The organism is Mesorhizobium sp. 1B3 (genome assembly GCF_050958605.1).
Classification (GTDB): domain Bacteria; phylum Pseudomonadota; class Alphaproteobacteria; order Rhizobiales; family Rhizobiaceae.
Window position 1 is genome coordinate 236,057 of record NZ_JBJHDO010000006.1, and the last position, 20,938, is coordinate 256,994.

A 20,938-nucleotide genomic window follows, 5' to 3' on the forward strand; every position below is an offset into this window, starting at 1 on the left:
AGTGCGAGGACTCAGCGACGTGAATCCGGACGCTTCGCGAGCAGCCCGATCCCCACGCCGACGACGCCGCCCCCAGCCTTCACCAAGGCGTCGGCGAGCCTGGCGTGACGGTCTGGCGTCAGCGCCTGGACAAGCTCGAACCCGCCGGCCGCCAGGACCACGACCAGAAGCGCCACCGGCCAGAAGCGGCGATATCCCAAGCAGAACAGCAGCCCAAGCAACGCGAAGGCTCCGGCCCGCTCGAAGGTCGGGCCGGAGCCGACATGCGGGCGGTCGTTCAGGGGCGAGATCGTCACCGCCAATATGGCGAGGAGCATGACCCAGGCGAAAATACGGATGACGGTTTTGAACATCGCATCTTCCTAGCCTGCCCTCGCGTGAAGCGCGACCTCCAATGCGCTAATCTTTCGAGGTAGCAGCCGACAGCCAAGAGTTGTGTCGCCGGAAGGACTGCAGAGGCAGTCCCGACCGTAGGCCGAAATTGGCGCGCACGACGCCAGGCCGTCGTCCTATCGACGCCCTTGACTATAGCAAATCTGTTATATAATAATTTGGCTATATAGGTGACCAGATGAATCTCGATGCTGCATTTTCCGCTCTGGCCGATCCGACGAGACGTGCGATTCTCACACGGCTTGCATTGGGTGAAGCCACGGTCATGGAGCTCGCGCGTCCGTTCGACATGTCGCAGCCGGCCGTCTCGCGCCACATCAGGGTGCTGAGCGATGCCGGTCTGATCACTCAGCGCGTCGACGGCACAAGGCGTCCCTGCAAGCTGGCACCTGAAGCACTATCCGAGATCGATCGCTGGCTGGCCATGCTGAGGGATGCACTCACCAGGAATTACGACCGGCTGGATGCCCTGCTGGCCGAGATGAAGAATTCAAGCGAGGAGAAGAACCATGAGTAAGTTGACGTTGACCACGGAAGGCGACACCCATGTGCTCGTCACAAGGCGTTTCGCGGCCCCGCCGGAAGTTGTCTTCCGTGCCCATATGGACCCCGAGCTTATCAAGAAATGGATGCTCGGTCCGGACGGTTGGACCATGCCCGTCTGCATCAACGAGGCGCGCCCGGGCGGCAAAATCCGCTACGAATGGAGCGACGGCGCCGGCAACGGTTTCTATCTGACCGGCGAGTTCGTCGAAATCCAGGAGCCCAGCCGTATCGTGCATGTCGAACGCATGCATCTTCCCGATGCGACGCCCGACAACCATATCGAGACACGTTTCGAACCGGACGGAACAGGCACGCTCATGACCATGCGCATGACGCTGCCGGATTCCGATACCCGCGCCGCCATGCTCGCAACAGGCATGGCCGACGGCATGGAGGTAAGCTACCAGCGCCTGGAGGAGGTGGTGTAGCTCTTTCAAGACGCGGTTGGAATAGACCGGCCAGGGCGGCGGCACCGACGCTGCCGCCTTCCAACTGTTTTCCAGCCTGGCGATTTGCGCCAGATCGCGTGAGGGAAGCGGCAAGCAAGGCTAGCGATCTGCATCTGCCGGAAGGGCATGGAGCGATCCAGGCTTCGTCCCGGCATCCGGTTCAGGACGCGCACCAGGTCGTTTGGGCCGAAAGCAAGCAAACACTGCCAGGATCAACACGACACTGGCGGAGAACTCCAGCACCTCTTCCAAGATCGACGCCTTGTAGGACTTTATAAGATCGAGCGTTACAGCACTCGCGAGCATCCCGAGCGCCAAAATCAGGCGGAACTCGAATGCCCCTCGAAGAATACGCTCGACGGTCGTCCGTGCCTGCTGCCGAAACCGGTAGAGCAGGGCACCGGCGCCAGTTACGAGCAGGGCTCCTCCGATGGCCGCCACGAAGAGGCCTGCGGGCCCTGCGCCACGCAGCTTGCGAAAGACGACGATGACAATGTCATGGCCACCATCGAACTCGCCGCCTCCGCTCATCCGCGGCATCTGAATATCGAAGATACGAGCCCCAAAACTGATTTCGCTGAGAAAGAGTATCGACGATAGTCCGCCTGTCGCGATGAGGATGGCCCTCTCCCGGCCGGTCGGGGAGGCCCGCCGGGCAAATGCCGCTCCCAGGGCGAGCAGCGAGCCCGCAGCAAAACCAGCAGCGCTGAGGTTTTCCATCAGATGGTCTTCGACAAACAGGTTGGGCCTGGACAAGCCGATGGCAAAAAGCAGCATCACACCCGCAAACGCTGCAACAACGAACGCTAGATTTTCTCGGCTCATCGTCGCGCGCCCCCAAAATGTTCGGACGTCACAGGACTGTCACAAACCGTTCAAACTGCGGTCAGCGCGATAACTTTCAATTGCAGATTGTTGCCGAGGACAAAGGCGTTCGGTGAGCCGCAGGCGCGTTGTCAAGGCACGAACGGAAATGGGCCAGAAGAAATCGTGATCGGCTCTGGGAGGACAGGTAGCCTATATATCGGGTGAGGGACGCTCGTAAGAGAAGCAGGAGGCAGCGATGAACAAGCTGTTGTCGGTCCTGACGGCTATGGTGTTGGCCGCGTCTTTCGCTCTGCCGCTGAACGCCGCACCTATCTTTGTGCCGAAAGCTGAGCAAGTGCAGCAAAGCCCTGTCGAACAGGTCAAGCACAGGCGACATTGGCGGAAAAAGCACTATCGCCATTGGCGCGCAGATCGGCGCTGGAACAGGCGGCACGCATGGCGATCCTGCCGCTACTATGGCACTTGCTATCCTCGCCATTACGGCCGCTATTACGGCTATCGCGACAATTATCCGCGGTATTACCGCCGGCGCTCGGGAGTGAGCATATATCTCTCCTTCTAGCTCCAACGGCGACAGGTTCGGATCGCGCTCGACTCCGGTACCTTCTCAGGTGCATTCTAGCTCTTTGGTTTCCCCTGCGTAAGCAGAGAACAAGGAGGGAGGAATGCCCAACGAGATCCAGCAACCGAGACCCTTCGACCTTGTTGGCGACCCCGTGCTAATTGCGGGCATCGGTCAGGGCTTCGAGGCTACGCTCAACTGGCGAGTCCATGACGGCCATGACGAACGCACCGGCTTCTTCAACGTCGGTGGCGGCACTGGCGAACATGGCCAGTTCCAAGTCCAGGCGCAGATCGGCAACGCCGCCTTCCAGCTCGATCGTCTGTTCGTCGAGGTTTTCGAGGAGAGCGCGGAGGACGGCTCCGAGATCAACAAGGTGATCGTACCCGTCATCTACGGCCCGCGCATCGTGCCCGGCTATATCGGCTTCCGCATCCATCGGGTGAAGGCGGGTGATACGCTGTCCAATATCGCGCGTGACAACTACGGCGACCCGAGCCTCTTTTCCAGAATCGCCCGCGCCAACCCGCAGTTCGTCACCGACCCTGACCGGATATTCGTCGGCCAGGAGCTGAAGGTGCCGATCGGCGCTTAAAGGACCGGGTGGGAGGCCTCCCGATGTATCAGGCATACTCAGTCGAGGGTCGCCATGGGAAGACCGCTTCTGTCAAGGCTCGCAGGCGTTCCCCAATGGCGGAATCCGGCCTCCGATTGGCTCATAGTTCTCGATGAAGGTCCGCGGTCTCTGGCTAAATTCTGTGGCCGCCTTGCATTGAGCGCTTTAATTCCCTAGTCTCTGACGCTCGATCTTGGCTGTTAGCTTTGTTTTCGCGCTGCGGCGCCCTAACGGATCTTCCTCTCAATTTCGAAGACGGTGATGTTTGGTCTTCCGCCAAGCAACTAATTCTTTGCGTCGATTTGAAGGAAATCGTCATGAGTACCGGAACTGTAAAATTCTTCAATTCCACCCGGGGTTATGGCTTCATCCAACCCGATGAGGGATCATCGGATGTCTTTGTCCACGTCTCCGCCGTCGAACGGGCCGGGCTGCGCAGTCTCTTCGAGGGCCAGAAGGTCAGCTTCGAGGTCGTGAAGGACGCGCGTTCGGGCAAGTCCTCGGCTGAGAACCTTCAAGCGCTGTAAGCAACAATCGCTTCCGGTCCATGACCACGGATGTACTGGCATAGGCCGATGAAGCGACTTGGAGAGGCCGGGCAGTTCCCGGCCTTCTTCGTTTTCGAGACTGGAGAGCGAATGTGAGCAAACCGATACCAGACGGCATCTTCAAGCCGAAGCCGACGTCGACGGAGGCCAAGAACGATACGACGACCAGAATTGCCCGCTCGATCATCGAGGATGAGGCGGCAAAGCGTGATGCCAAAACTCAAAGGCTTCGCCACGCCCGGTTGGCGAGAGAGGCCCAAACCGAATTGACGACACCTGCCAAACGCCTGGCTGCTCGCCGCCGCAACGCGTCGGGTACCGCGTGACATACCGGGTTCGCTTCCTTCGCGGCAATAACGAGGTAGCGTCGATACCGATGGGTGGCCCGGTTCAGAAGGCCGAGCATTTCGCCGCGGCGCAATTATTGATCAAAGCCAAATTGCATGGTGCCACATCGGTCCAGGTGATCGAAATCGCCAGCCACGCTGTCGTGTTCGAACTCTCCAACTGAGAATTGGGCGCCGCTGCGGCGCCTTTGTAAGCGGTCTGGTGCCCCCCGGGCGGCTCCTCGGCTACCAGCGGGGAGAATCTGGTCCAGACATCCGAAACACCACTCGAATTTTCGTCGAAAATCAGGACAAGAAGAGTTCCAGGCAGCCTCGGCCGTTCGCGTCACCTCTTGCGAGCCACGATGTAAGGGCGCTTGTCGTTGCCCTTCGTTGCGTGGCTTTCGCTGGCAAGAATGTCGAAGCCTGCGGCGCATATATGCCGGCTCAGCTCCGCCGCCCGAAAGACGCCTGCGTAGGGTGCTTTGCCGATCGCGCGCATCGCGGGCAACAACGCAAGCCGGATGAGTGGGTTCATATCCCCGACGCAGGGTGTCTTGGAGATGAACAAGCCCTCCGCTGCGAGCCAGGCGTGAATGCGGCACAACGTTCCAGGCAGGTCGCGGACCAGATGAAGATAGTTGAATCCCAGAACAGCGTTGAACTGCCCGGCGACAGGCGCAAGCGCTTCTACGGTCGCAATGCGGAATGTAAGAGCCGGGATGGGACTAGCGGCGTGCTTCTCGTTGGCGACCGCGATCATTCCAGCGGAAATATCCGTCGCAAGATAGTCTTGGACGTCGCCCGCGAGCCGGAGCGCCGTTGTTCCTGTTCCGCAGCCTAGTTCCAACACACGGTCGTCTGATTTCAACAGGGCGCGGGTCTGGTCCAGAGTGCGCTCATATCCGGCCTGATCCGCAATCGCACTCGTGGCGTACTGCCGCGAAGTCCGGTCCCAGAAACGGACGTCGTCCGCTACGCTCATCTCAGGGTTGCTCCTCAGATCCCCACCTCGGATATCCCGCATTAAAGGTCCAAGGCCGTTCCGCTCACGCCAAGCTCCAAGAAATTTGGGCGGCTATCGGCGGTGACTGGGTGGTTATTTTGCAGAGTACCTGGGTAAAAAGCGGCAAATGGCGGAGAGAAAGGGATTCGAACCCTTGATACGGTTTCCCGTATACACGCGTTCCAGGCGTGCGCCTTCAACCACTCGGCCACCTCTCCGCATGCGCCGCGGTGCCGCGAAGCAACAGGGCGCGGGGCTCATCTAGTCGATTGCCGGGCAATTGCCAAGGCTTTCCCGACGCTTCTTTTCGATCTTCCCATGCCGATTGCGACCGGTCGCCGTGCCGGGCACGCGGGAGCTGCTATCACGGCGGCAAACATCAGCCGCCGCGCCAGCCATGGCGCGGCTCGTAACCGAGGATCCGTCTCGCCTTGTCGATCGAGAGCAGCGTCTCGTTCGGCTCGATGCCCTCCTTGAGCTGGACATCCGGATAGACCTCCGCCATCAGCTCGGCATTCGGCCGCGACATGACCGTGTCGGCATTGGCGATGATGAAGACCTCCGCGCCCTTGATCGGCGCCTCCAGCGCCTTGCGGATCGCCTGGGCGGCGTCGCGCGCGTCGATGTAGCCCCAGAGGTTCCATTTGCGAAGCCGCGCATCGGCGTCGAACGAGGGAAACCGCTCATAGTCCTGCGGCTCCATGACATTGGAGAAGCGCAATCCCACGATCTTCAGTGCGGGGTCCCATCGGCAGAACTGCTTGGCCATCTCCTCGCCGAGCAGCTTCGACAGCGAATAGGCCGTCTCGGGCCGGCCCGGATAATCCTCGTCGACAGGCGCATAAGGAGGCGGCCGATCGAAGGGAAGGCCGAGCACGGTCTCGCTCGACGCCCAGACGATGTTGCGTATCGTCAAGCGACGGGCAGCTTCGAAGACATTGTAGGTGCTGACCGTGTTGACCTTGAAAATCACGGCATTGGGGTTCTTGCCCGGCGCCGGGATCGCCGCCAAGTGAACCAGCGCATCGATATCGCGCAGCCGGTCGTCGACCTCCGACAAGACCTCGAAAGCCTGCCCGAAATCGGTGAGGTCAGCCTGAACGAAAGGACAAACCTCGCGAGCCGGCGGCACGGCGTCGATATTGACGACGTCATGGCCGTGCGCCAGCAGATCCTCCACGCAAGCACGGCCGACCTTGCCGCTGCCACCCGTCACGATCACCCTGGTCATTCCGCGATCTCCTCCATCGGAGACGCCAGTCTAGCGCATGAACGGGGTGCTGGGACAGGACTTGGGTCGGGTCAATCCACGAGATGGCCGCGGAACGGAAAAGGTGCCCCGGTTCGCTCACCCATTTCCGTCTTGTTCTGCCGGTTTCCCGGCCATGACGTCGAATGGCTGCAGGATCATCTTGCCGGCGGCCTCGCCGAAATAGGCTTCCACCCCGTAGACCTGCCGGACGCGCTCGGGCGAAAGCACCGCCGGCGGCGGGCCGTCCGCCACGGTCGAGCCGCGATCGATCAGAACCAGCCGCGAGCACCAGCGCGCGGCAAGCCCGAGATCGTGGAGGGAGGCGATAACCGCGTGGCCTTCCTCCGCCAGTTTCGCGAAGATGCGCATCAGCGCGATCTGGTATGACGGATCGAGCCCGGCCGTGGGCTCATCGGCGAGAAGCAGAGGGGCATCCTGCGCCAGGGCGCGTGCGATCAGCACGCGCGCTTTTTCGCCGCCCGAGAGCTCGGTCGCCGCCCGATGTCGCAGATGCTCGATTTCCATGCGCCGCATGGCCCCTTGGATCGCCGCATGGTCGTCCCGGCCAAGACCGGCAAAGGCCCTGCGATGCGGTGTCCTGCCGAGCGAAACCAGATCCTCGACCGCCATCCCCCAGGCGATCTCACGTTCCTGCGGCAGGTAGGCGACGAGACGGGCCCGTTCCGCCATCGAAAGGGCGGCGGCCGGGCGGTTGCTCACGGCGACCTCGCCCTGGGAAGGGGTGAGGCCGAGTATCGAGCGCAGAAGCGTCGACTTCCCCGCGCCGTTGGGGCCGAGCAGACCGACGAATTCGCCGGCGCGAACGGCGAACGAGATATCCTTCAGGACAGGCTTGCCGCTCAGGGAGGCACTGAGGGAGGACACCGAAAGCAGTGTCATGTCTCAGCCCTCCGCGTCCGCCAGACCAGCCACAGGAAGAACGGCGCGCCGACGATGGCGGTGAGGACCCCGAGCTTGATGTCCCTGCCGGGCGCGATCACGCGCACCAGCACGTCTGCCGCCATCAGCATCGACGCCCCACCAAGCGTGCTGGCGGCAAGCAGGCGTGACGGCCGCGAGCCGACAAGCGGCCGCAACATATGCGGGACCACCAGCCCGACAAAGCCGATGGCACCCGCAACCGCCGTCGCCGCACCGACCGACGCGGCCGTACCGAAGACGGCGAGCAACTGCACCCGGCGCATGTCGACGCCCATGCTCTGTGCCGCGTCGCTGCCGATTGTCAGCGAATCCAACCCACGACCCAGCGCAGCGAGCATGAGCCAGCCGGCCAGCATGAAAGGCGCGGCAAGCCAGACATGCGTCATGGAGCGGTCGCTGAGCGAGCCCAGCATCCAGAACATGATCTCGAGCGCGGCGAAGGGGTTGGGCGAAAGGTTGAGGGCGAGCGAGGTCATGGCGCCGGCAAAGCTCGACACCGCGACACCGGCGAGGATGATGGCAAGCGTGCCGCCTTTTTTGCCCGCCAGCGCCTGGACGACCATGACCGCAACGACAGCGAAGGCCAGTGCGGCCAACGGCAAACCAAGAGGGAAGAGCAGGCTGAGGCCGGAGTAGATGGCGATCACCGCGCCGAGCGAAGCGGAGGCGGAGACGCCGATAAGGCCGGGCTCGGCCAGCGGGTTGCGCAGATACCCCTGAAGCGCGGCACCGGAAAGGCCGAGCGTCGCTCCGACCATCAGGCCGAGGATCGCGCGCGGCAGGCGGATTTCCTGCATGACGACGGCGACCGCGCCCGCATCCGCCGAAAAGAGCGCCCGGATGCTGTCGGCAAAGCCGATCGCCGCGGGCCCGACGGTCAGTGACAAGAGGAAAAGCACGACGGTCACGACGCCAAGCAACGCGAGAACGAGGCGATATTGCCCGCCGGCGCTCATTCGGCCCCCCTTTCCGATCGCGCCGCTGCCTGCAGGCGCCGGGCGACCTCCAGCGTGAAAGGAGCGCCGCAGATCGTGTAGGGGCCGGGAACCGTCATGCTCTCGGCGGAGCCAAGCAGGGCACGGTAGGCGGGGTGCACGAAAATCTGCTCGGCGAGCGCGGGTGCCCCATGACCGTCCCCTCCGCCGACCAGAAGGTTGGGGGCGGCAAGGACAAGCAGTTCGAGCGGCAGCTGGACGGTCCCCACAAGCCCGAAACGGTCGGCGACGTTCTCCAGGCCGGCCGCCGCGACGATCGCGTCGACCAGTGTGCCCGCGCCGGAAGTGTAGCCGTTCGGTTCGTAGAGAGCGACCGCCCGGCGCGGCGGCGGTTTCGCCGCGAGATCGGCCAATCCTTGGTCGAATTCGGCTATCAATTCGCCGGCTCTTTCCTGCCGCCCGAGGATTTCTCCCATGCGTGCCATGTTTGCGCGGATGTCCTCGATCGAACTCTCCGGCGTGAATTCCTCGACCCGAACGCCAAGCCGGCGCAGCAGGCCGACGGTCGTCCGCGTCGTGTAGGTGCCGGCCAGCACGAGGTCTGGATGCATCAGGAAAACCTCTTCGGCGAGACCGTGGTTGACCACGTAGCGCCTTGCCTGCTCGGCGAGAACGGAGCTGTTCGGGTCGGCCGCGAGATGGGATACGGAATGAAGCTGCCCCTCGCCGGCAACCAGCATGGCAAGCTGGTCCGTGCAGACATTCATCGACACGACACGTTTCGGCGCCTCGTCCGCGACGGCGTTGCCGAAGCAGCCGAAAGCCAGGAAAGCGGCCATCAAGCCGGAGAGGCTTGCGTGGCTCCGCTTCGCTGCTTTCGAGGCGCTGAAGCGCATCTCCATCTAAAACGTACCTTTCAGCCCGAAAAAGGCGGTCAGGCCCTGGGTGTTGTAGCCGAACACTTCTTCATAGTCCGCGTCGAGCAGGTTATCGACCCGGCCATAGGCTTCGAGATATTCGGTGAATTTGAAGCTGCCACCGACATTGACGACGGTGGAGGAAGCAAGGGTGACGCGTGGCGGCAAGCTCGGCACATACGCCAGATCCTCCATTTCGCCATTGAAGGCAACCTCGCCGAAGATGCGCGCGCGGTCGTCATGGAAGCGATAGGCAGCGCCGATCGAACCCGAATGTTCGGGGCGCCGTATCTCGGCAAGCCGAGGGCCGCCGGCCACCATCTGCTCGGTCGCCTTGGTGTAGGTGTAGGATGCGTTGGCCGAGAAGCCGTTGAAGAGGTCGAGCGTCGCCCCGATCTCGATTCCCTGGCGCTTGCTCACGCCGTTGCGGTTAACTACCGAGGAAGTGTAGTCGGGGCCATAGACTATCGCGATCTCGTTGGTGAGATCCTGATTGAAGTAGGTGATGTCGGCGACAAGCATACCGTCGAAGAAGCGTTGTTCGATGCCGATATCCCAGCCGAAGCTTTTCTCCGGATCGAGGTTCGGATTGCCGACGAAGGAATCGGGCACATAGCCGAACTGTTCGAAAAAGGTCGGGTTGGTGACGCCGGTGCCGATGGAGGCATGCAGGCGGGTGGCTTCGGTGAGCTTCCAAGCACCGCTCAGGCTGTAGGTCGTCGCATCGCCGAAGAGATCGTTGAGGTCCCGCCGTAGGCCGGCGTTGAGGAAGAAGCGATCGAGAAAGGCCCCTCTGTATTCGCCGACGAAGGAATTGGTGCTCCGGTCGAAGGTCTGGTCGAGATGCGACGGCGTGAAGGTCTCGCGTTGCCACTCGTATCCACCGGTGAGTTGGTGGCTTGCATCGAGCAGGCCCGGCGTGTCGAATTGATAGCTCGCCTGATAGACGCCGGTATAGCGATTGCCGTCACTCCAGGAGGTTCCAATCTCTGCGACGTTCTCGCGATACATATCCCCGCCGGTGACGCGAGCCTTTTGGGTCAGCGCGCCGTCGAGAGCGACATGGGTCACGCCGATGGAGCCGAACAATTCGCGGGTAGCCGTCTCGTCGGAACCATCGATCACCAGCCCATATGTTGGGCTACCCGGGTTGAAATCCTGCGGGTCGAGATCGCTGCGGCGGTTCACGTAGCGCAAGGTCCCGTCCAGGCTGAGGGCATCCGACAGGTCGGCGGCGAAGCGGCCGTTCAGCGTCGCATTGCGATCGCCATCCCGCTCGTCTCCGAAATCGGAGACGTTGAAGCCTCCCGTGTTCTGGAAAGCCCCCGACAGGGCGATGTCGTAGGTCTCGCCGCCGCCGCTCAGCGAAACGCCGCCCAGCCAGGTGCCGTCGGTGCCGGTTTCGACCCGGGCGCTGCCGGAAAAACTGTTGCGCTCGCCTCGTCTGGTGATGATGTTGACGACGCCGGCCATGGCGTTCGACCCCCAGAAGGCGCTCTGGGGCCCACGCAGCACCTCGATCCTGTCGATATCGTCCACCAGCAGGCTGCCGAAGTCGAACTCGCCGGTGGACGTCTCGCTCACCTCGACGCCATCGATCATCACCAGGAGGTGGTTTGCTTCAGTGCCGCGGACCCGCACCTGGGTGGGGCCGCCGAATGAGCCCGTCCGCGAGACGGCGAAGCCGGGCACCTGCCGCAGCGCGTCCGCCACGTAGCGGATCTGGCGTTGCTCGAGCTCCTTTCCCGAAATGACCGTGAAGGCCCTGCCGGATTTCTCCTGCTCGATCGGCGTCAGCCCGTCGGTAACGAGGACCGTGTCGAGCCGAAGCGCTTCATCGGTATCGCTTTCGGCCTGCTGCGCCCCAGCCCCTATCGTCAACGCCAGCGCGATCGCGCCAGCACCCATCAGTTGCCTGTTCATTCCTGCCCCAAGCTGCTCAGGCAGGGCAAAAGGATTCGCCCTGCGGTTTGGCCCAACCGCAGGCAGGAAACAGCTTGGAAAGGTGCGCGTGATTCACCCTCCGCCCGTTCCGGCATGCGGCAACACTTTTCAATGTCACCGCCACGGACGACCGCGCCGGAACACACCCCGTGTCCAGGCATGGGTGACCGGAAATGGCAGGTCTCCTGACTTCCGTGTCATCGCCCCTCTTCCGCCTTCCCGGTCGCGCGAGGCTTCCCAGTGGCTTCGTGGAAGATGGCTCAACGGCTACAGTTGCGGGGGCAGTCCTGGCTTCGGCCGACAGGCCTCACCGTGTTCCCTCTTCGTCCGCTCTCGGCGGAACCAATTCCGGGCGGGAAGCTAGCGAGGCGATCCCCTATCGTCAACCGCGGAGATGTGCTCCCCTGTGGACTCAACCACGGACGATCCAAATGCGTGCGAGGCAGACATGGCAATACGAGCATTCGCTTGGCTCAATCCGCCGTCCCGCTGGCAAGGCGACAGCGCGAAGCTGACGCTCTCAACCGAGGATGCGACGGATTTCTGGCGCCACACCTTCTACGGATTCGTACGCGACAACGGCCACGCCTATCTGACCGACGTCTCCGGCGACTTCACGGCTTCGGCGACGGTCGTCGGAGACTATCGGCATCTTTACGACCAGGCCGGCCTCATGCTGCGGATCGACGAGCGAAACTGGATCAAGACCGGCATCGAATATACAGACGGTCTGATGCACTTCAGCGTCGTCGTCACGCGGGACGTGTCGGATTGGTCGGTGATCCCCTTGCCGGAGGCACGGCCGGAACAAGGCGTGGCCATAAGGCTCACCCGCCACGGCGACGCCGTTCGGATCCAGTATTCCATCGCGGGAACGCCTTGGCGCATGGCACGCCTGGCTCCGTTCTCCGACGCCGACGCGCGGGTCGGCGTCATGGCCTGCTCGCCGGAGCGCGCAGGCTTCGAAGCCAGCTTCAAAGGAATAGAGGTCGGCCCGCCGATCTCGCGCAAACTCCATGCGGAGTGATAGAGGCCCATCCGGGCCGCTCGGCTTTCGCGCCAACGCATCGGCTCGAACCGAAGGTTCGGAAAGCAGGATGCCGGTCTGAGAGATGAAGCGTCCTTTGCGCGTGCGAAGACGCGCCGGCGCTCGAGTTCGGCATCGCAACGGTTTGGACCGCCTGATCGAAACGGCAGGCTGCCAACCTTGAGCAAGGTGGGTAGCCTGCCGGACGTCAGATCGGATATTTGCAACATCCCGACCGGGATCTGAACCTCGTCCCGGTCCCGGTCGGTTGCTCGCTTTACTGCGCGGCGGCCGCAGCTTCTTTCAACCACCCGTCAAACTCGGCCTGGTTTTCGGAAATCCAGGCGTCGGCGACCTTCTTCATATCGGCATTGGTCTTGGCGCCGGTTCCGAGATCGCCTTCCCATTTGCTCCAGGTGTCCAGCGGCCATTTCGCCTGTTCGACGAATTTCTTGACGGCCGGATTCGCAGCGACGAATTCCTTGTTGCCGAGCGTGCGCCAGTTCCACGGCCCCACCGCCATGCGGCACGGGTTCTGTCCGCCGGCACAGCCTGCGACATCCTTGATCTCGTGCGTCTTCGGTTTCGTGACCCCTTCGGGAAGGGCGTCGTACGGGATCGGCAGCCAAACGACGTTTTCGCCGGGCTTCAGCCGATAGACGATCCAGGAAGGGCTCCAGGTGTAGAGCAGGATCGGCTCGCCGCGATCGGCGCGCGCGAATGCCTCGGCGACAAGCGGCTCGTACTTGGCGCGAACCGAACGCACCGTATCGCTCAGCCCGAATTCCTCGATCTGGTAATCGACGACGTCTCCACATTTCCATGCGGGATCGCAGTTGGTGAGATTGGCCTTTCCGTCGCCGTCGCTGTCGAACAGGGCGGCGATCTTGGGGTCCTTGAGCTGCGAGATATTGCTGATGTTGTGGGCTTCGGCCGTCTTCTTGTCGATCACATAGCCGTTGATGCCGCCGCCGGTGATCGTTCCCTCATTCATCAATTCGACGGTATCGCCGATCTGCTCGATGGCAGGCTGGGCCTGCGGCCAATTGATGTCGCCGGTCATATCGAGGTCGCCCTGCGACATCGCCTGCAGGATCGCCGACATATTCATGGTCGACAGCTTCACCTCGTAGCCCAGCTTCTCGAGGCCGGCGATCAGGATCTGGTCCTGAACGTAATTTGCGCCGAGGCTATCGGACGAAACGAAGCGGATGGTTTTGCCTTCGCCGGGCTTGTCCTGCGCATGGCTTGGCGCTCCCGCCAGAACCGTGGCGAGCGTCACGGCAAACCCAAGTCCTGCCAATTTGCTGTAGTTCAGTGTCATGTATTCTCCTCCTGCGACAGGATGTCAGTCGTCCTGTCTGAATGGGTGGGATGCTTCAGATCTGCTGATGATGCGCTTCCAGGTCTTCGACATCTTCGCGCCGGGGCCGCAATGCCCGCGACAGGGCGGTCCGGATACCTCGATCGGATTTCGGCTTCTGTCTGGCCAACCCCTGCGTGATGCGATCCAGGATCATCGCCAGCAATACGATCGCGATGCCGCCAACCGCGGCCATGCCGACGTCGAGGCGGCCAAGGCCCTGCAGCACCACAAGCCCGAGCCCTTCGGCGCCGATCATGGCCACGATCACCGACATGACCATCGCCATGAGCACGGTCTGGTTCAACCCCCCGAGAATGGTGGGCAGGGCCAGCGGCAGCTGGACTTCCCACAGGAGCTGGCGATTGGTGGCCCCGAAGGCGCGGCCCGCCTCGATCATTTCGGCGTCCACCATCCGAATGCCGAGATTGGTGAAGCGGATCAGCGGAGGAACGGCCGCAACAATCACCGCGACGCCGCCCGGAACGGTTCCCACGCCGAACAGCATGACCACAGGGACGAGGTACACGAAGCTCGGGGTCGTCTGCATGACATCGAGCACCGGTCGGATGATGGTCCAGGCGCGATCGCTACGCGCACACACTATGCCGATGGGAATGCCCACGATCACGCACACGACGATCGCGGTTGCGATGAGCGACAGCGTCGTCATGGCTTCGGACCACAGGCCGATGAAGGCGATCACGATCAGCGAAATCAGCGTGAAGATTGCAACGCCGCGCGAGGCGATTCGCCAGGCGATAAGCGCCAGGCAGATGGCGAGCACGGGAAAGGGAACCGCGTGCAGCAGGCTGTCGATCGCCGTCAGCAGCGTCTCGACGGGCCATTTGATGCTCTGGAACAGCGGCCGGAAATGGAGCGCCAGCCATCGGACGCCGACCTGGATCCATTGATCCAGCGGGACGACATAGAGATTATCCGCATTGAACATGGTCAGTTACCTGCCGCGGGGGGTTGCGCCGGTACGCCGATGCGAGCCAAAATCTGCAGGGGATCGATGCGGCCCATCAGACGGCCGCTCTGGTCGACCACCGCGATGGGCCTGTCCCGTCGGTAGATGCTGGCCACCTCCGACAGTTTGGCCGTACTCGTCACCATCTCGTAGTCCTGGGTCATGACGGACCGGATGGCCAGGCCCTGCTCGAGGCGCGCCAGCGCGTCCGCAGCCACGACACCGGCTATCCGCCCACCGTCGTCGATGACAAACGCTGGCGCGTCCCTGTCGACGGTGCTCGAGGCCTTGCCTTCTCCGTTGAGCGCGAGCGGCTTGCATTGCGCCATGACGGAGCAGGCATCGAACAGGCGCGCCCGATCGACGTCACGGGTGAAAGCGGCGACGTAGTCATTGTTCGGGTTCAGCACGATGTCCTGCGGGGTGCCTTCGCGGACCACCTTCCCATCGGACATGATGGCGATGCGGGACCCAAGCTTCAGGGCTTCCTGAAAATCATGCGTGATGAAGAGGATGGTCTTCTTGAGAGTCCTTTGCAGGCGCAGCAATTCGTCCTGCATCTCGCTGCGGATGAGCGGATCGAGCGCGCTGAACGCCTCGTCCATGATCAGCACATCCGCATCCGTGGCGAGCGCGCGCGCCAGACCGACACGCTGGCGCATGCCGCCGCTCAACTCGTGCGGAAGATGATTTGCCCAGGAGGCAAGACCGACGATCTGGAGAACCTCCATCGCCTTGTTTCTGCGCTCGCGCACCGTAACGCCGCGCAGCTTCAGGCCGAACTCGGTGTTTTCGACGACCGTCCTGTTCGGCAGCAGGCCGAAGTGCTGGAAAACCATTGAGATCCGTGTACGGCGGATTTCGCGCAACTGGGCTTCGTCGGCCCCGGTGATCTCCTGTCCGTCGATAAGGATGCGCCCGGCATTGGGCTCGATAAGACGGTTAACGCACCGGGCCAACGTGCTCTTGCCGGAGCCCGATAGCCCCATGATCATGTATATCGAACCTGCGGGCACGGTAAGCGACACGTCGCACAAGCCTACGACTTGCCCGATCTTGGCGAGCACGCCCTCTTTCGTATCGCCGGCTTCCATCAGCCGAAGCGCCTCTTCGGGGGATTTACCGAAAATCTTGTAGACGCCCTCGACCGTTATTCGATCTGTCACACCGACCCTCCGCTCCTGCGACCCGCTACGTGTTGTTATCAATTGCATCGCAGGCTCGCCATTGCGTCCAATCAAAGAGTAATTCCCACCTGCGTCTTCCACCGTTAACGAGGATTGCCGCGCGCCTGGATGCTATGAATAGCAGCATACGTATCGGCACCGGCCGTCGTAGGCTGCAAGACGCACTGATCGGGGAGCCTGCATGCTGACGGAACTGAGGAAACCGGCCCTAGTCGTCATCGACATGCAGAACGACTTCGTGCGCAGGGGAGCGCCGCTGGAGGTGCCATCTGCGCGCCAGACCATCCCCGCGATCCGCACGCTGATCCAGGCGTTTCGCGCCGGTGCGAAGCCTGTCCTGTTCACCCGTTACATTGCTGCCCCCCTCTATCGACCCCTTGCCCGCAAGCTCGGATGGATCGGCTTGCTCGATGCTCCGACCTACGCGTGCGTGCCGGGTTTCCTGCGTTCCTATGCGGATGCGGAAGGCATGCTCGATGCGGCCGGGGTGATTGACGAGCTGGCGCCGCTTTCCGGCGAATCGGTCCTTGACAAGATCTACTTCAGCGCATTTCACGCCACCGATCTCGACGAGAGACTGAAGGGGCTGGAGGTCGACGGGCTTGTCTTCGTCGGCACGGTCACTGAGATGTGTGTGGAGGACAGCGCTCGCCACGCCGTCCATTTCGGATACCCCACCGTTCTCGTGGAGGATGCCGTGTCATCCAACCATGTTCCCAGCCACCGGGCGACGCTCGACGGCTTCGCGCGCAACTATGGATGGGTGATGACGGCCGACGCGGTGTTGACTACGCTGGGATTGTCGGCACCCGCCTCCGTCCGGGCACCGGCCTAGCCTAAAGCATGTCGCCCTAAAGTGCGCAGCGCTTTTGCGATAACGACATGTACAATCAAGCACATAAAGCGTGTCGCGAATCCGATTATCGGCGACACGTTTTAGCGCAGCGGCGAGAAATCGGTCGGGACAAGTATCCGATTTTCAAGGCCGTCGATGTTTTCGGTGAGCTTCACGGTGAAGGCCTGCCATGCCGGGTCGGCCGCAAGCCGCTCGCGGCGTTCGGCGCGATCGTTCAGGTCACGATAGCCCCACAGATGCACGACATGGTTAAGCGGGCCGATTTCGGTCTGGAAATAGCCGATGAGATTACCCAGGATCGGCTGCTGAATCGCCAGGCCCTCCTCGCGCACAAGCTGCATGTAGCGGGCGAGCCTGCCGGCCTTGATCTTGTAGATGCGTTCCTCGACGATCATGACCCGCCTTTCCCGCCGGCTGCTTCCGAAGCCATTTCCTGGCGCACCTCACGGGCGACGCGGAATGCCTCCACCCCTGCCGGCACGCCGCAATAGACGGCGATCTGGATCAGCGCCGCGCGCAGTTCCGCATCGCCCAACCCGTTGCGGATCGCTCCGCGGAAATGCGTCTTGAATTCATGCATCCGCCCCAAGGCGGCCAGCATGCCGAGATTGAGCAGGCTGCGCTGCTTCAGCGACAGGCCGTCATCAGTCCAGCACTGCCCCCAGCAATATTCGTTGAGCACGTCCTGAAACGGCAGCGAGAACTGGTCGGCGTTGGCGAATGCCGTGTCGACATAGGCGTCGCCGAGGACGGCACGGCGAGCCTTCTCGCCCTTCGCCTGAAGGTCTCTATCCATGTTTCGTCTCGTTGCTTTGGTCGGAAAGCAGGAATGGTAGCATCAATTCCGCCACTTGGTCCGGCGCCTCGATCAGGATCGAGTGACGCTTGGCGGGGAGGATCACGAGTCGCGAGCCGCCAATGCGTTCATGCATAAGCGCGGCCATGCGAGGATTGGATCCTTGATCCTCCTCGCCCGTCGCGATGAGCGTCGGACACCGGATTCCGCTCAATTCGTCGCCGAAGTCGCTCTCGGCCAGCACGCGATAAGCGGCGGCATAGCATTCCGGATCATTGTCGGCGTTGCGTTCGCGCAGCCTCGCCATGAGCTGCGGATTTGCCTTCTGGAACGCCTCGCTGAACCAGCGGCTCACCGAATTGTCGTAATGCGAACCGGGCTCCTTGCTCTGGAGCATGGAAAGGCGGTTCGACACGCGCTCCTTTTCGAGTTCGTTGCGTCCGGCAACGGTAGAGAGCAGAACCAGCCGCTCGATACGGTCAGGGTGATCGAGCGCCGCGCGCTGGGCGATCAGGCCGCCCAGCGAGAAGCCGGCCAACGCGAAGCCCGCAAAACCGACATGGTCGGCGAGATGCAGGAGCTCGCGCACGAAGTCGTCGATCTCATAGCGTCCCTTCACGCGCGCCGAACCACCATGGCCGCGCAGGTCGAAGCGCAGGATACGGAAATGGGGCGCGAGCCGCTCGACCACGCCGTCCCAGGCCTCGAGATAGGAGCCGACGCCGTGTACGCATATGAGAGGGCGCGAGCCCGCTCCCTCCAGCCGATAACGGATGCCGACGCCATCAGCGTCGAACACCGCATCGATATCGTCATTCCCCGTGCCAGCCATCACGCGATCGCCCGCGACTTTTCCTTTGCCGCGTCGCGCTCGCGCGCGGCGAAGACCGGCATCACTTCCTTGACGAACAGCGAGAGCGACTTCTTCTGCACCTCGAAAGGCAGATTGAAGGCGAGGCCGAGACAGAACTGATCGACCCCGGCTGCTTCATAGACCATCAGCTTCTCGATCACCTCGTCCGGCGTGCCGAAGACGAGATTGTCGCGAATGGCCTGCGGATCGTACTCGGTGCGGTTGGCGACGGCTTCGTAAGGCACGGCTTCGGGGAAGCCGTTTTTCACGGTGCCGATGTTCTGAAAAAGGTTCTCGAAGCTGCGGCCATAGTCGATGCTGCAACGCACCGGCAGTTCCCAGTCCTGCGGGCGCTCGTAGACGCATGTGCGACGCAGCATCATGAAGCGCGGCCGGGGTACATTGGGATGGTCGGCCACCGCTTTCTTGAACTTGTCGCCGAGAATGCCGACCTCGGCCACCGGTCGCGACAGCGGCGTGGAGAGGATGTTGTGGCCGTTGCGCACCGCCCAGTCGAAGGTGCCGGGATCGCGCGCGGCCACCCAGATCGGCGGATTGGGCTGCTGCAACGGCTTCGGGACGGACGTGGCGAGCGGGAAGTTGTAATACTTACCTTCATGAGCGTAATCGCCAGCCCACAGCTTCTGGACCGCGGGCAGCAGCTCCTTCATATAGGCTACGCCCTCCTGTTGCGGGATGCCGCCGGCCATGCGGTCGAACTCATATTGATAGGCGCCCCGCGCGATGCCGAATTCCAGGCGGCCCTCGGTCAGATGATCGCAAAGGGCGGCCTCGCCCGCGAGGCGGATCGGGGTCCAATAGGGCGCGACGATCGTCGCGGTGCCGAGCCGGATCTGCTCGGTATGCGAGCCCCACCATGTCAACAGTTGAAACGGGTTGGGCGCGATGGTGAATTCGATCGTGTGATGCTCGGCCGACCAGAGCGTCTCAAAGCCGGCCGCATCGACCATGCGCACGATCTCCAGCGTTTCGTCCACCACCTCCCGCATATCCCGGGCGGGACTGAATCGCTCCATGTTCAGGGCGACGGAAAACTTCATGGCAATGTCCTTTCCAGTATTTCAGCGGATCGCTCGACAGGAAATCAGCGCAGGCGGATGACGAACGGGTCCTGGGTGGCGCCCGAATAATCGACCACGACATTCTTCAGACGCGAGAATTCCCTCATGACCTCGAAGCCGCCACGCTTGCCGTAGCCGCTTTCCTTGAAGCCGCCGGAGGGCGACATGAAAGCGGCCGAGCGATAGGTATTGATCCAGACCGTGCCGGCGTCGACATTGCGGGCGAAGCGCATGGCGCGGTCGATGTCGCGGGTCCAGATGCCGGCGGCCAGGCCGTAATTCGTGTCGTTGGCGAGCGCCATGAGTTCGGTCTCGTCACGGAAGGGCACGACGCCGACCACGGGGCCGAAGATTTCGTCGCGCATAAAGCGCATGTCGTTGCGAGCATCCGCCAGCACGGTCGGCTCGTAATACCAGCCCTTCGCGAGCGCCTCCCGCTGTGGGCGGCGGCCGCCGATCGCCAGCCGCGCACCGTCGGCAATGCCGTAGCCCACATATTGCTCGACCTTGTCGAGTTGGGCGGCCAGCGCCAACGGGCCGAGCTCGGTTTCGGGGTCGGTCGGGTGGCCGATGCGGATGCGCTGCGTGCGCTCCACCAGCCGTTCGACGAACGCCTCGTAGACGCCTGCCTCGACGAAACAACGGGAGCCGGCGATGCAGGTCTGCCCCGCGGCGGCGAACACCCCGGCGACGACGCCGTTCACCGCGCGGTCAAGGTCGACATCCCCAAACACCACATGAGGCGACTTGCCGCCCAGCTCCATCTGGCAGGAGACAAGCCGGCTGGCGGCGTTGGCGGCGATGCGACGGCCAGTCGCCGTGCTGCCGGTGAAGGCGATCTTGACGACGTCCCGGTGCTGCGTCAGGGCCTCGCCTGCGGTCGCGCCATTGCCGGTCACCACGTTGAAGACACCGGCCGGAAAACCGGCGCGCGCGATCAGTTCGGCCAGCGCGAGGGTGGAAGCGGATGTGTGCTCGGACGGCTTGACGACAACGGTGTTGCCGATGGCCAGGCAAGGCGCCAGCGTGCCCGTCAGAAGCATCAGCGGCGAATTCCAGGGCGAGATCATGCCGACCACGCCGATCGGCTCGCGCAACGTGAAATTCAGCATGTCCAGCTTGTTGACCGGCACGGTGTCGCCCTGCAGCTTGTCGGCCATCCCCGCGAAATAGAGATAGCTGTCGGGCGCCGCCCGAAGCTGCGCGTGCATTTCCTTGAGGAGCTTGCCGTTGTCGCGCGTCTCGATCGCCGCCAGCTCGTCGGCATGCTCGGCGACGAGATCGGCGAGCCGGCGCAGCAGCTTGCCGCGATCGGTCTGCGTCAGGCGCCGCCATGCCGGATCGGCGAACGCCTTTTTCGCGGCTTGCACGGCGGTGTCCACATCCTCCGCGCCGGCATCGGCGACCTCATACCAGGGCTCGGCATTGGTCGGATCGTAGCTCGGTATGTAGCGGCCCGATTTCGGAGCGACGCGCTCATTGGCGATGTAGAAATCCTGCCGCGACCCTTCGATCGCCCTTGCCGTAAGGTCCATTC

25 protein-coding genes, 1 tRNA gene and 1 riboswitch are annotated in these 20,938 nt (G+C 62.7%); of the genes, 9 read left to right on the forward strand and 17 right to left on the reverse strand.

The genetic code is table 11. The features are described 5' to 3' along the window. Positions 1–11: 11 nt before the first annotated feature. Positions 12–353 carry a VanZ family protein gene (locus tag ACCO56_RS18415; protein ID WP_433642269.1) on the reverse strand — a complete coding sequence of 114 codons (342 nt, stop codon included), beginning with the start codon at positions 351–353 and terminating at the stop codon, positions 12–14. A gap of 218 nt (positions 354–571) precedes the next feature. Between ACCO56_RS18415 and ACCO56_RS18420 the strand changes: the two genes are divergently transcribed. Then, a complete protein-coding gene (locus ACCO56_RS18420) occupies positions 572–910 on the forward strand; it encodes an ArsR/SmtB family transcription factor (RefSeq protein ID WP_433642270.1) in 339 nt (112 codons plus the stop codon). Next, positions 903–1,367 (forward strand): SRPBCC domain-containing protein, encoded by a 465-nt coding sequence (locus tag ACCO56_RS18425; protein WP_433642271.1) that lies wholly within the window; start codon positions 903–905, stop codon positions 1,365–1,367. The genes ACCO56_RS18420 and ACCO56_RS18425 overlap by 8 nt, the downstream gene beginning before the upstream one ends. 120 nt (positions 1,368–1,487) lie before the next feature. Here ACCO56_RS18425 and ACCO56_RS18430 read toward each other — a convergent pair whose 3' ends face one another. Continuing rightward, positions 1,488–2,213, reverse strand: a complete 726-nt coding sequence (locus ACCO56_RS18430; protein WP_433642272.1) for a hypothetical protein — start codon at positions 2,211–2,213, stop codon at positions 1,488–1,490. A 238-nt stretch (positions 2,214–2,451) separates the two neighbouring features. On the opposite strand from ACCO56_RS18430, the gene ACCO56_RS18435 reads away from it, so the two are divergent. The 5 genes from ACCO56_RS18435 to ACCO56_RS18455 all read left to right on the forward strand — a co-directional run bounded on the left by ACCO56_RS18435 (position 2,452) and on the right by ACCO56_RS18455 (position 4,453). Next, on the forward strand, positions 2,452–2,778 hold the full coding sequence (locus ACCO56_RS18435; protein ID WP_433642273.1) for a hypothetical protein: 327 nt from the start codon (positions 2,452–2,454) through the stop codon (positions 2,776–2,778). 103 nt (positions 2,779–2,881) lie between these two features. After that, on the forward strand, positions 2,882–3,373 hold the full coding sequence (locus tag ACCO56_RS18440; RefSeq protein WP_433642274.1) for a Gmad2 immunoglobulin-like domain-containing protein: 492 nt from the start codon (positions 2,882–2,884) through the stop codon (positions 3,371–3,373). Between the two features lie 338 nt (positions 3,374–3,711). After that, on the forward strand, positions 3,712–3,921 hold the full coding sequence (locus ACCO56_RS18445; RefSeq protein ID WP_433642275.1) for a cold-shock protein: 210 nt from the start codon (positions 3,712–3,714) through the stop codon (positions 3,919–3,921). Between the two features lie 113 nt (positions 3,922–4,034). Next, entirely contained in the window at positions 4,035–4,268 is a 234-nt protein-coding gene (locus ACCO56_RS18450) for a hypothetical protein (RefSeq protein WP_433642276.1), read from the forward strand. Continuing rightward, positions 4,265–4,453, forward strand: a complete 189-nt coding sequence (locus ACCO56_RS18455) for a hypothetical protein (protein ID WP_433642277.1) — start codon at positions 4,265–4,267, stop codon at positions 4,451–4,453. Before ACCO56_RS18450 ends, ACCO56_RS18455 begins: the two co-directional genes overlap by 4 nt. A gap of 161 nt (positions 4,454–4,614) precedes the next feature. Here ACCO56_RS18455 and ACCO56_RS18460 read toward each other — a convergent pair whose 3' ends face one another. The 7 genes from ACCO56_RS18460 to ACCO56_RS18490 form a co-directional block, all read right to left on the reverse strand. After that, positions 4,615–5,253, reverse strand: a complete 639-nt coding sequence (locus tag ACCO56_RS18460; RefSeq protein ID WP_433642278.1) for a class I SAM-dependent methyltransferase — start codon at positions 5,251–5,253, stop codon at positions 4,615–4,617. A gap of 149 nt (positions 5,254–5,402) precedes the next feature. Continuing rightward, positions 5,403–5,492 (reverse strand) — tRNA-Ser (locus ACCO56_RS18465). Between the two features lie 161 nt (positions 5,493–5,653). Further along, entirely contained in the window at positions 5,654–6,505 is an 852-nt protein-coding gene (locus ACCO56_RS18470; protein WP_433642279.1) for an NAD-dependent epimerase/dehydratase family protein, read from the reverse strand. Positions 6,506–6,622: 117 nt separating this feature from the next. Beyond that, complete coding sequence (locus ACCO56_RS18475; RefSeq protein WP_433642280.1) at positions 6,623–7,426, reverse strand: ABC transporter ATP-binding protein; 804 nt, start codon at positions 7,424–7,426, stop codon at positions 6,623–6,625. After that, entirely contained in the window at positions 7,423–8,424 is a 1,002-nt protein-coding gene (locus ACCO56_RS18480) for a FecCD family ABC transporter permease (RefSeq protein ID WP_433642281.1), read from the reverse strand. The genes ACCO56_RS18475 and ACCO56_RS18480 overlap by 4 nt, the downstream gene beginning before the upstream one ends. Beyond that, on the reverse strand, positions 8,421–9,299 hold the full coding sequence (locus ACCO56_RS18485; RefSeq protein WP_433642404.1) for an ABC transporter substrate-binding protein: 879 nt from the start codon (positions 9,297–9,299) through the stop codon (positions 8,421–8,423). Before ACCO56_RS18485 ends, ACCO56_RS18480 begins: the two co-directional genes overlap by 4 nt. A gap of 6 nt (positions 9,300–9,305) precedes the next feature. After that, positions 9,306–11,243, reverse strand: a complete 1,938-nt coding sequence (locus ACCO56_RS18490; RefSeq protein ID WP_433642282.1) for a TonB-dependent receptor plug domain-containing protein — start codon at positions 11,241–11,243, stop codon at positions 9,306–9,308. A 179-nt stretch (positions 11,244–11,422) separates the two neighbouring features. Then, positions 11,423–11,626: riboswitch (cobalamin riboswitch) on the reverse strand. Positions 11,627–11,712: 86 nt separating this feature from the next. Between ACCO56_RS18490 and ACCO56_RS18495 the strand changes: the two genes are divergently transcribed. Continuing rightward, entirely contained in the window at positions 11,713–12,291 is a 579-nt protein-coding gene (locus ACCO56_RS18495; RefSeq protein ID WP_433642283.1) for a DUF1349 domain-containing protein, read from the forward strand. A gap of 277 nt (positions 12,292–12,568) precedes the next feature. Here the strand turns inward: ACCO56_RS18495 and proX are convergent, their stop codons facing one another. Genes proX through ACCO56_RS18510 form a run of 3 tightly spaced genes read right to left on the reverse strand, consistent with a single transcriptional unit; the run spans position 12,569 to position 15,793 of the window. Then, the gene (gene proX / locus ACCO56_RS18500) at positions 12,569–13,615 is read right to left on the reverse strand and encodes a glycine betaine/L-proline ABC transporter substrate-binding protein ProX (RefSeq protein ID WP_433642284.1); all 1,047 of its coding nucleotides are present in this window, start codon (positions 13,613–13,615) and stop codon (positions 12,569–12,571) included. A 55-nt stretch (positions 13,616–13,670) separates the two neighbouring features. Beyond that, entirely contained in the window at positions 13,671–14,606 is a 936-nt protein-coding gene (locus ACCO56_RS18505) for an ABC transporter permease (protein WP_433642285.1), read from the reverse strand. 2 nt (positions 14,607–14,608) lie between these two features. Beyond that, positions 14,609–15,793 carry a quaternary amine ABC transporter ATP-binding protein gene (locus ACCO56_RS18510; protein ID WP_433642286.1) on the reverse strand — a complete coding sequence of 395 codons (1,185 nt, stop codon included), beginning with the start codon at positions 15,791–15,793 and terminating at the stop codon, positions 14,609–14,611. Between the two features lie 202 nt (positions 15,794–15,995). Here ACCO56_RS18510 and ACCO56_RS18515 point away from each other — a divergent pair, with 202 nt between their 5' ends. Then, positions 15,996–16,649, forward strand: coding sequence for a cysteine hydrolase family protein (locus ACCO56_RS18515; RefSeq protein ID WP_433642287.1), 654 nt, complete (start codon positions 15,996–15,998; stop codon positions 16,647–16,649). Between the two features lie 101 nt (positions 16,650–16,750). On the opposite strand, the gene ACCO56_RS18520 is transcribed toward ACCO56_RS18515, so the two are convergent. From ACCO56_RS18520 to ACCO56_RS18540, 5 genes are read right to left on the reverse strand one after another with little or no spacing between them, the layout of a single operon-like run. Further along, entirely contained in the window at positions 16,751–17,065 is a 315-nt protein-coding gene (locus tag ACCO56_RS18520) for an NIPSNAP family protein (protein WP_433642288.1), read from the reverse strand. Next, positions 17,062–17,466, reverse strand: a complete 405-nt coding sequence (locus ACCO56_RS18525) for a carboxymuconolactone decarboxylase family protein (RefSeq protein WP_433642289.1) — start codon at positions 17,464–17,466, stop codon at positions 17,062–17,064. The genes ACCO56_RS18520 and ACCO56_RS18525 overlap by 4 nt, the downstream gene beginning before the upstream one ends. Further along, the gene (locus tag ACCO56_RS18530; RefSeq protein ID WP_433642290.1) at positions 17,459–18,298 is read right to left on the reverse strand and encodes an alpha/beta fold hydrolase; all 840 of its coding nucleotides are present in this window, start codon (positions 18,296–18,298) and stop codon (positions 17,459–17,461) included. The genes ACCO56_RS18525 and ACCO56_RS18530 overlap by 8 nt, the downstream gene beginning before the upstream one ends. Then, positions 18,298–19,380 (reverse strand): LLM class flavin-dependent oxidoreductase, encoded by a 1,083-nt coding sequence (locus ACCO56_RS18535; RefSeq protein WP_433642291.1) that lies wholly within the window; start codon positions 19,378–19,380, stop codon positions 18,298–18,300. The genes ACCO56_RS18530 and ACCO56_RS18535 overlap by 1 nt, the downstream gene beginning before the upstream one ends. 44 nt (positions 19,381–19,424) lie before the next feature. Further along, a complete protein-coding gene (locus tag ACCO56_RS18540) occupies positions 19,425–20,936 on the reverse strand; it encodes an aldehyde dehydrogenase (RefSeq protein WP_433642405.1) in 1,512 nt (503 codons plus the stop codon). Between the last annotated feature and the right edge of the window lie 2 nt (positions 20,937–20,938).

Bases quoted from the DNA above. Each gene is read 5' to 3' on its own strand.
- ACCO56_RS18415 (WP_433642269.1), bottom strand. From the start codon at position 353: ATGTTCAAAACCGTCATCCGTATTTTCGCCTGGGTCATGCTCCTCGCC.
- ACCO56_RS18420 (WP_433642270.1), top strand. From the start codon at position 572: ATGAATCTCGATGCTGCATTTTCCGCTCTGGCCGATCCGACGAGACGT.
- ACCO56_RS18425 (WP_433642271.1), top strand. From the start codon at position 903: ATGAGTAAGTTGACGTTGACCACGGAAGGCGACACCCATGTGCTCGTC.
- ACCO56_RS18430 (WP_433642272.1), bottom strand. From the start codon at position 2,213: ATGAGCCGAGAAAATCTAGCGTTCGTTGTTGCAGCGTTTGCGGGTGTG.
- ACCO56_RS18435 (WP_433642273.1), top strand. From the start codon at position 2,452: ATGAACAAGCTGTTGTCGGTCCTGACGGCTATGGTGTTGGCCGCGTCT.
- ACCO56_RS18440 (WP_433642274.1), top strand. From the start codon at position 2,882: ATGCCCAACGAGATCCAGCAACCGAGACCCTTCGACCTTGTTGGCGAC.
- ACCO56_RS18445 (WP_433642275.1), top strand. From the start codon at position 3,712: ATGAGTACCGGAACTGTAAAATTCTTCAATTCCACCCGGGGTTATGGC.
- ACCO56_RS18460 (WP_433642278.1), bottom strand. From the start codon at position 5,253: ATGAGCGTAGCGGACGACGTCCGTTTCTGGGACCGGACTTCGCGGCAG.
- ACCO56_RS18470 (WP_433642279.1), bottom strand. From the start codon at position 6,505: ATGACCAGGGTGATCGTGACGGGTGGCAGCGGCAAGGTCGGCCGTGCT.
- ACCO56_RS18475 (WP_433642280.1), bottom strand. From the start codon at position 7,426: ATGACACTGCTTTCGGTGTCCTCCCTCAGTGCCTCCCTGAGCGGCAAG.
- ACCO56_RS18480 (WP_433642281.1), bottom strand. From the start codon at position 8,424: ATGAGCGCCGGCGGGCAATATCGCCTCGTTCTCGCGTTGCTTGGCGTC.
- ACCO56_RS18485 (WP_433642404.1), bottom strand. From the start codon at position 9,299: ATGCGCTTCAGCGCCTCGAAAGCAGCGAAGCGGAGCCACGCAAGCCTC.
- ACCO56_RS18490 (WP_433642282.1), bottom strand. From the start codon at position 11,243: ATGAACAGGCAACTGATGGGTGCTGGCGCGATCGCGCTGGCGTTGACG.
- ACCO56_RS18495 (WP_433642283.1), top strand. From the start codon at position 11,713: ATGGCAATACGAGCATTCGCTTGGCTCAATCCGCCGTCCCGCTGGCAA.
- proX (WP_433642284.1), bottom strand. From the start codon at position 13,615: ATGACACTGAACTACAGCAAATTGGCAGGACTTGGGTTTGCCGTGACG.
- ACCO56_RS18505 (WP_433642285.1), bottom strand. From the start codon at position 14,606: ATGTTCAATGCGGATAATCTCTATGTCGTCCCGCTGGATCAATGGATC.
- ACCO56_RS18515 (WP_433642287.1), top strand. From the start codon at position 15,996: ATGCTGACGGAACTGAGGAAACCGGCCCTAGTCGTCATCGACATGCAG.
- ACCO56_RS18520 (WP_433642288.1), bottom strand. From the start codon at position 17,065: ATGATCGTCGAGGAACGCATCTACAAGATCAAGGCCGGCAGGCTCGCC.
- ACCO56_RS18525 (WP_433642289.1), bottom strand. From the start codon at position 17,466: ATGGATAGAGACCTTCAGGCGAAGGGCGAGAAGGCTCGCCGTGCCGTC.
- ACCO56_RS18530 (WP_433642290.1), bottom strand. From the start codon at position 18,298: ATGGCTGGCACGGGGAATGACGATATCGATGCGGTGTTCGACGCTGAT.
- ACCO56_RS18535 (WP_433642291.1), bottom strand. From the start codon at position 19,380: ATGAAGTTTTCCGTCGCCCTGAACATGGAGCGATTCAGTCCCGCCCGG.
- ACCO56_RS18540 (WP_433642405.1), bottom strand. From the start codon at position 20,936: ATGGACCTTACGGCAAGGGCGATCGAAGGGTCGCGGCAGGATTTCTAC.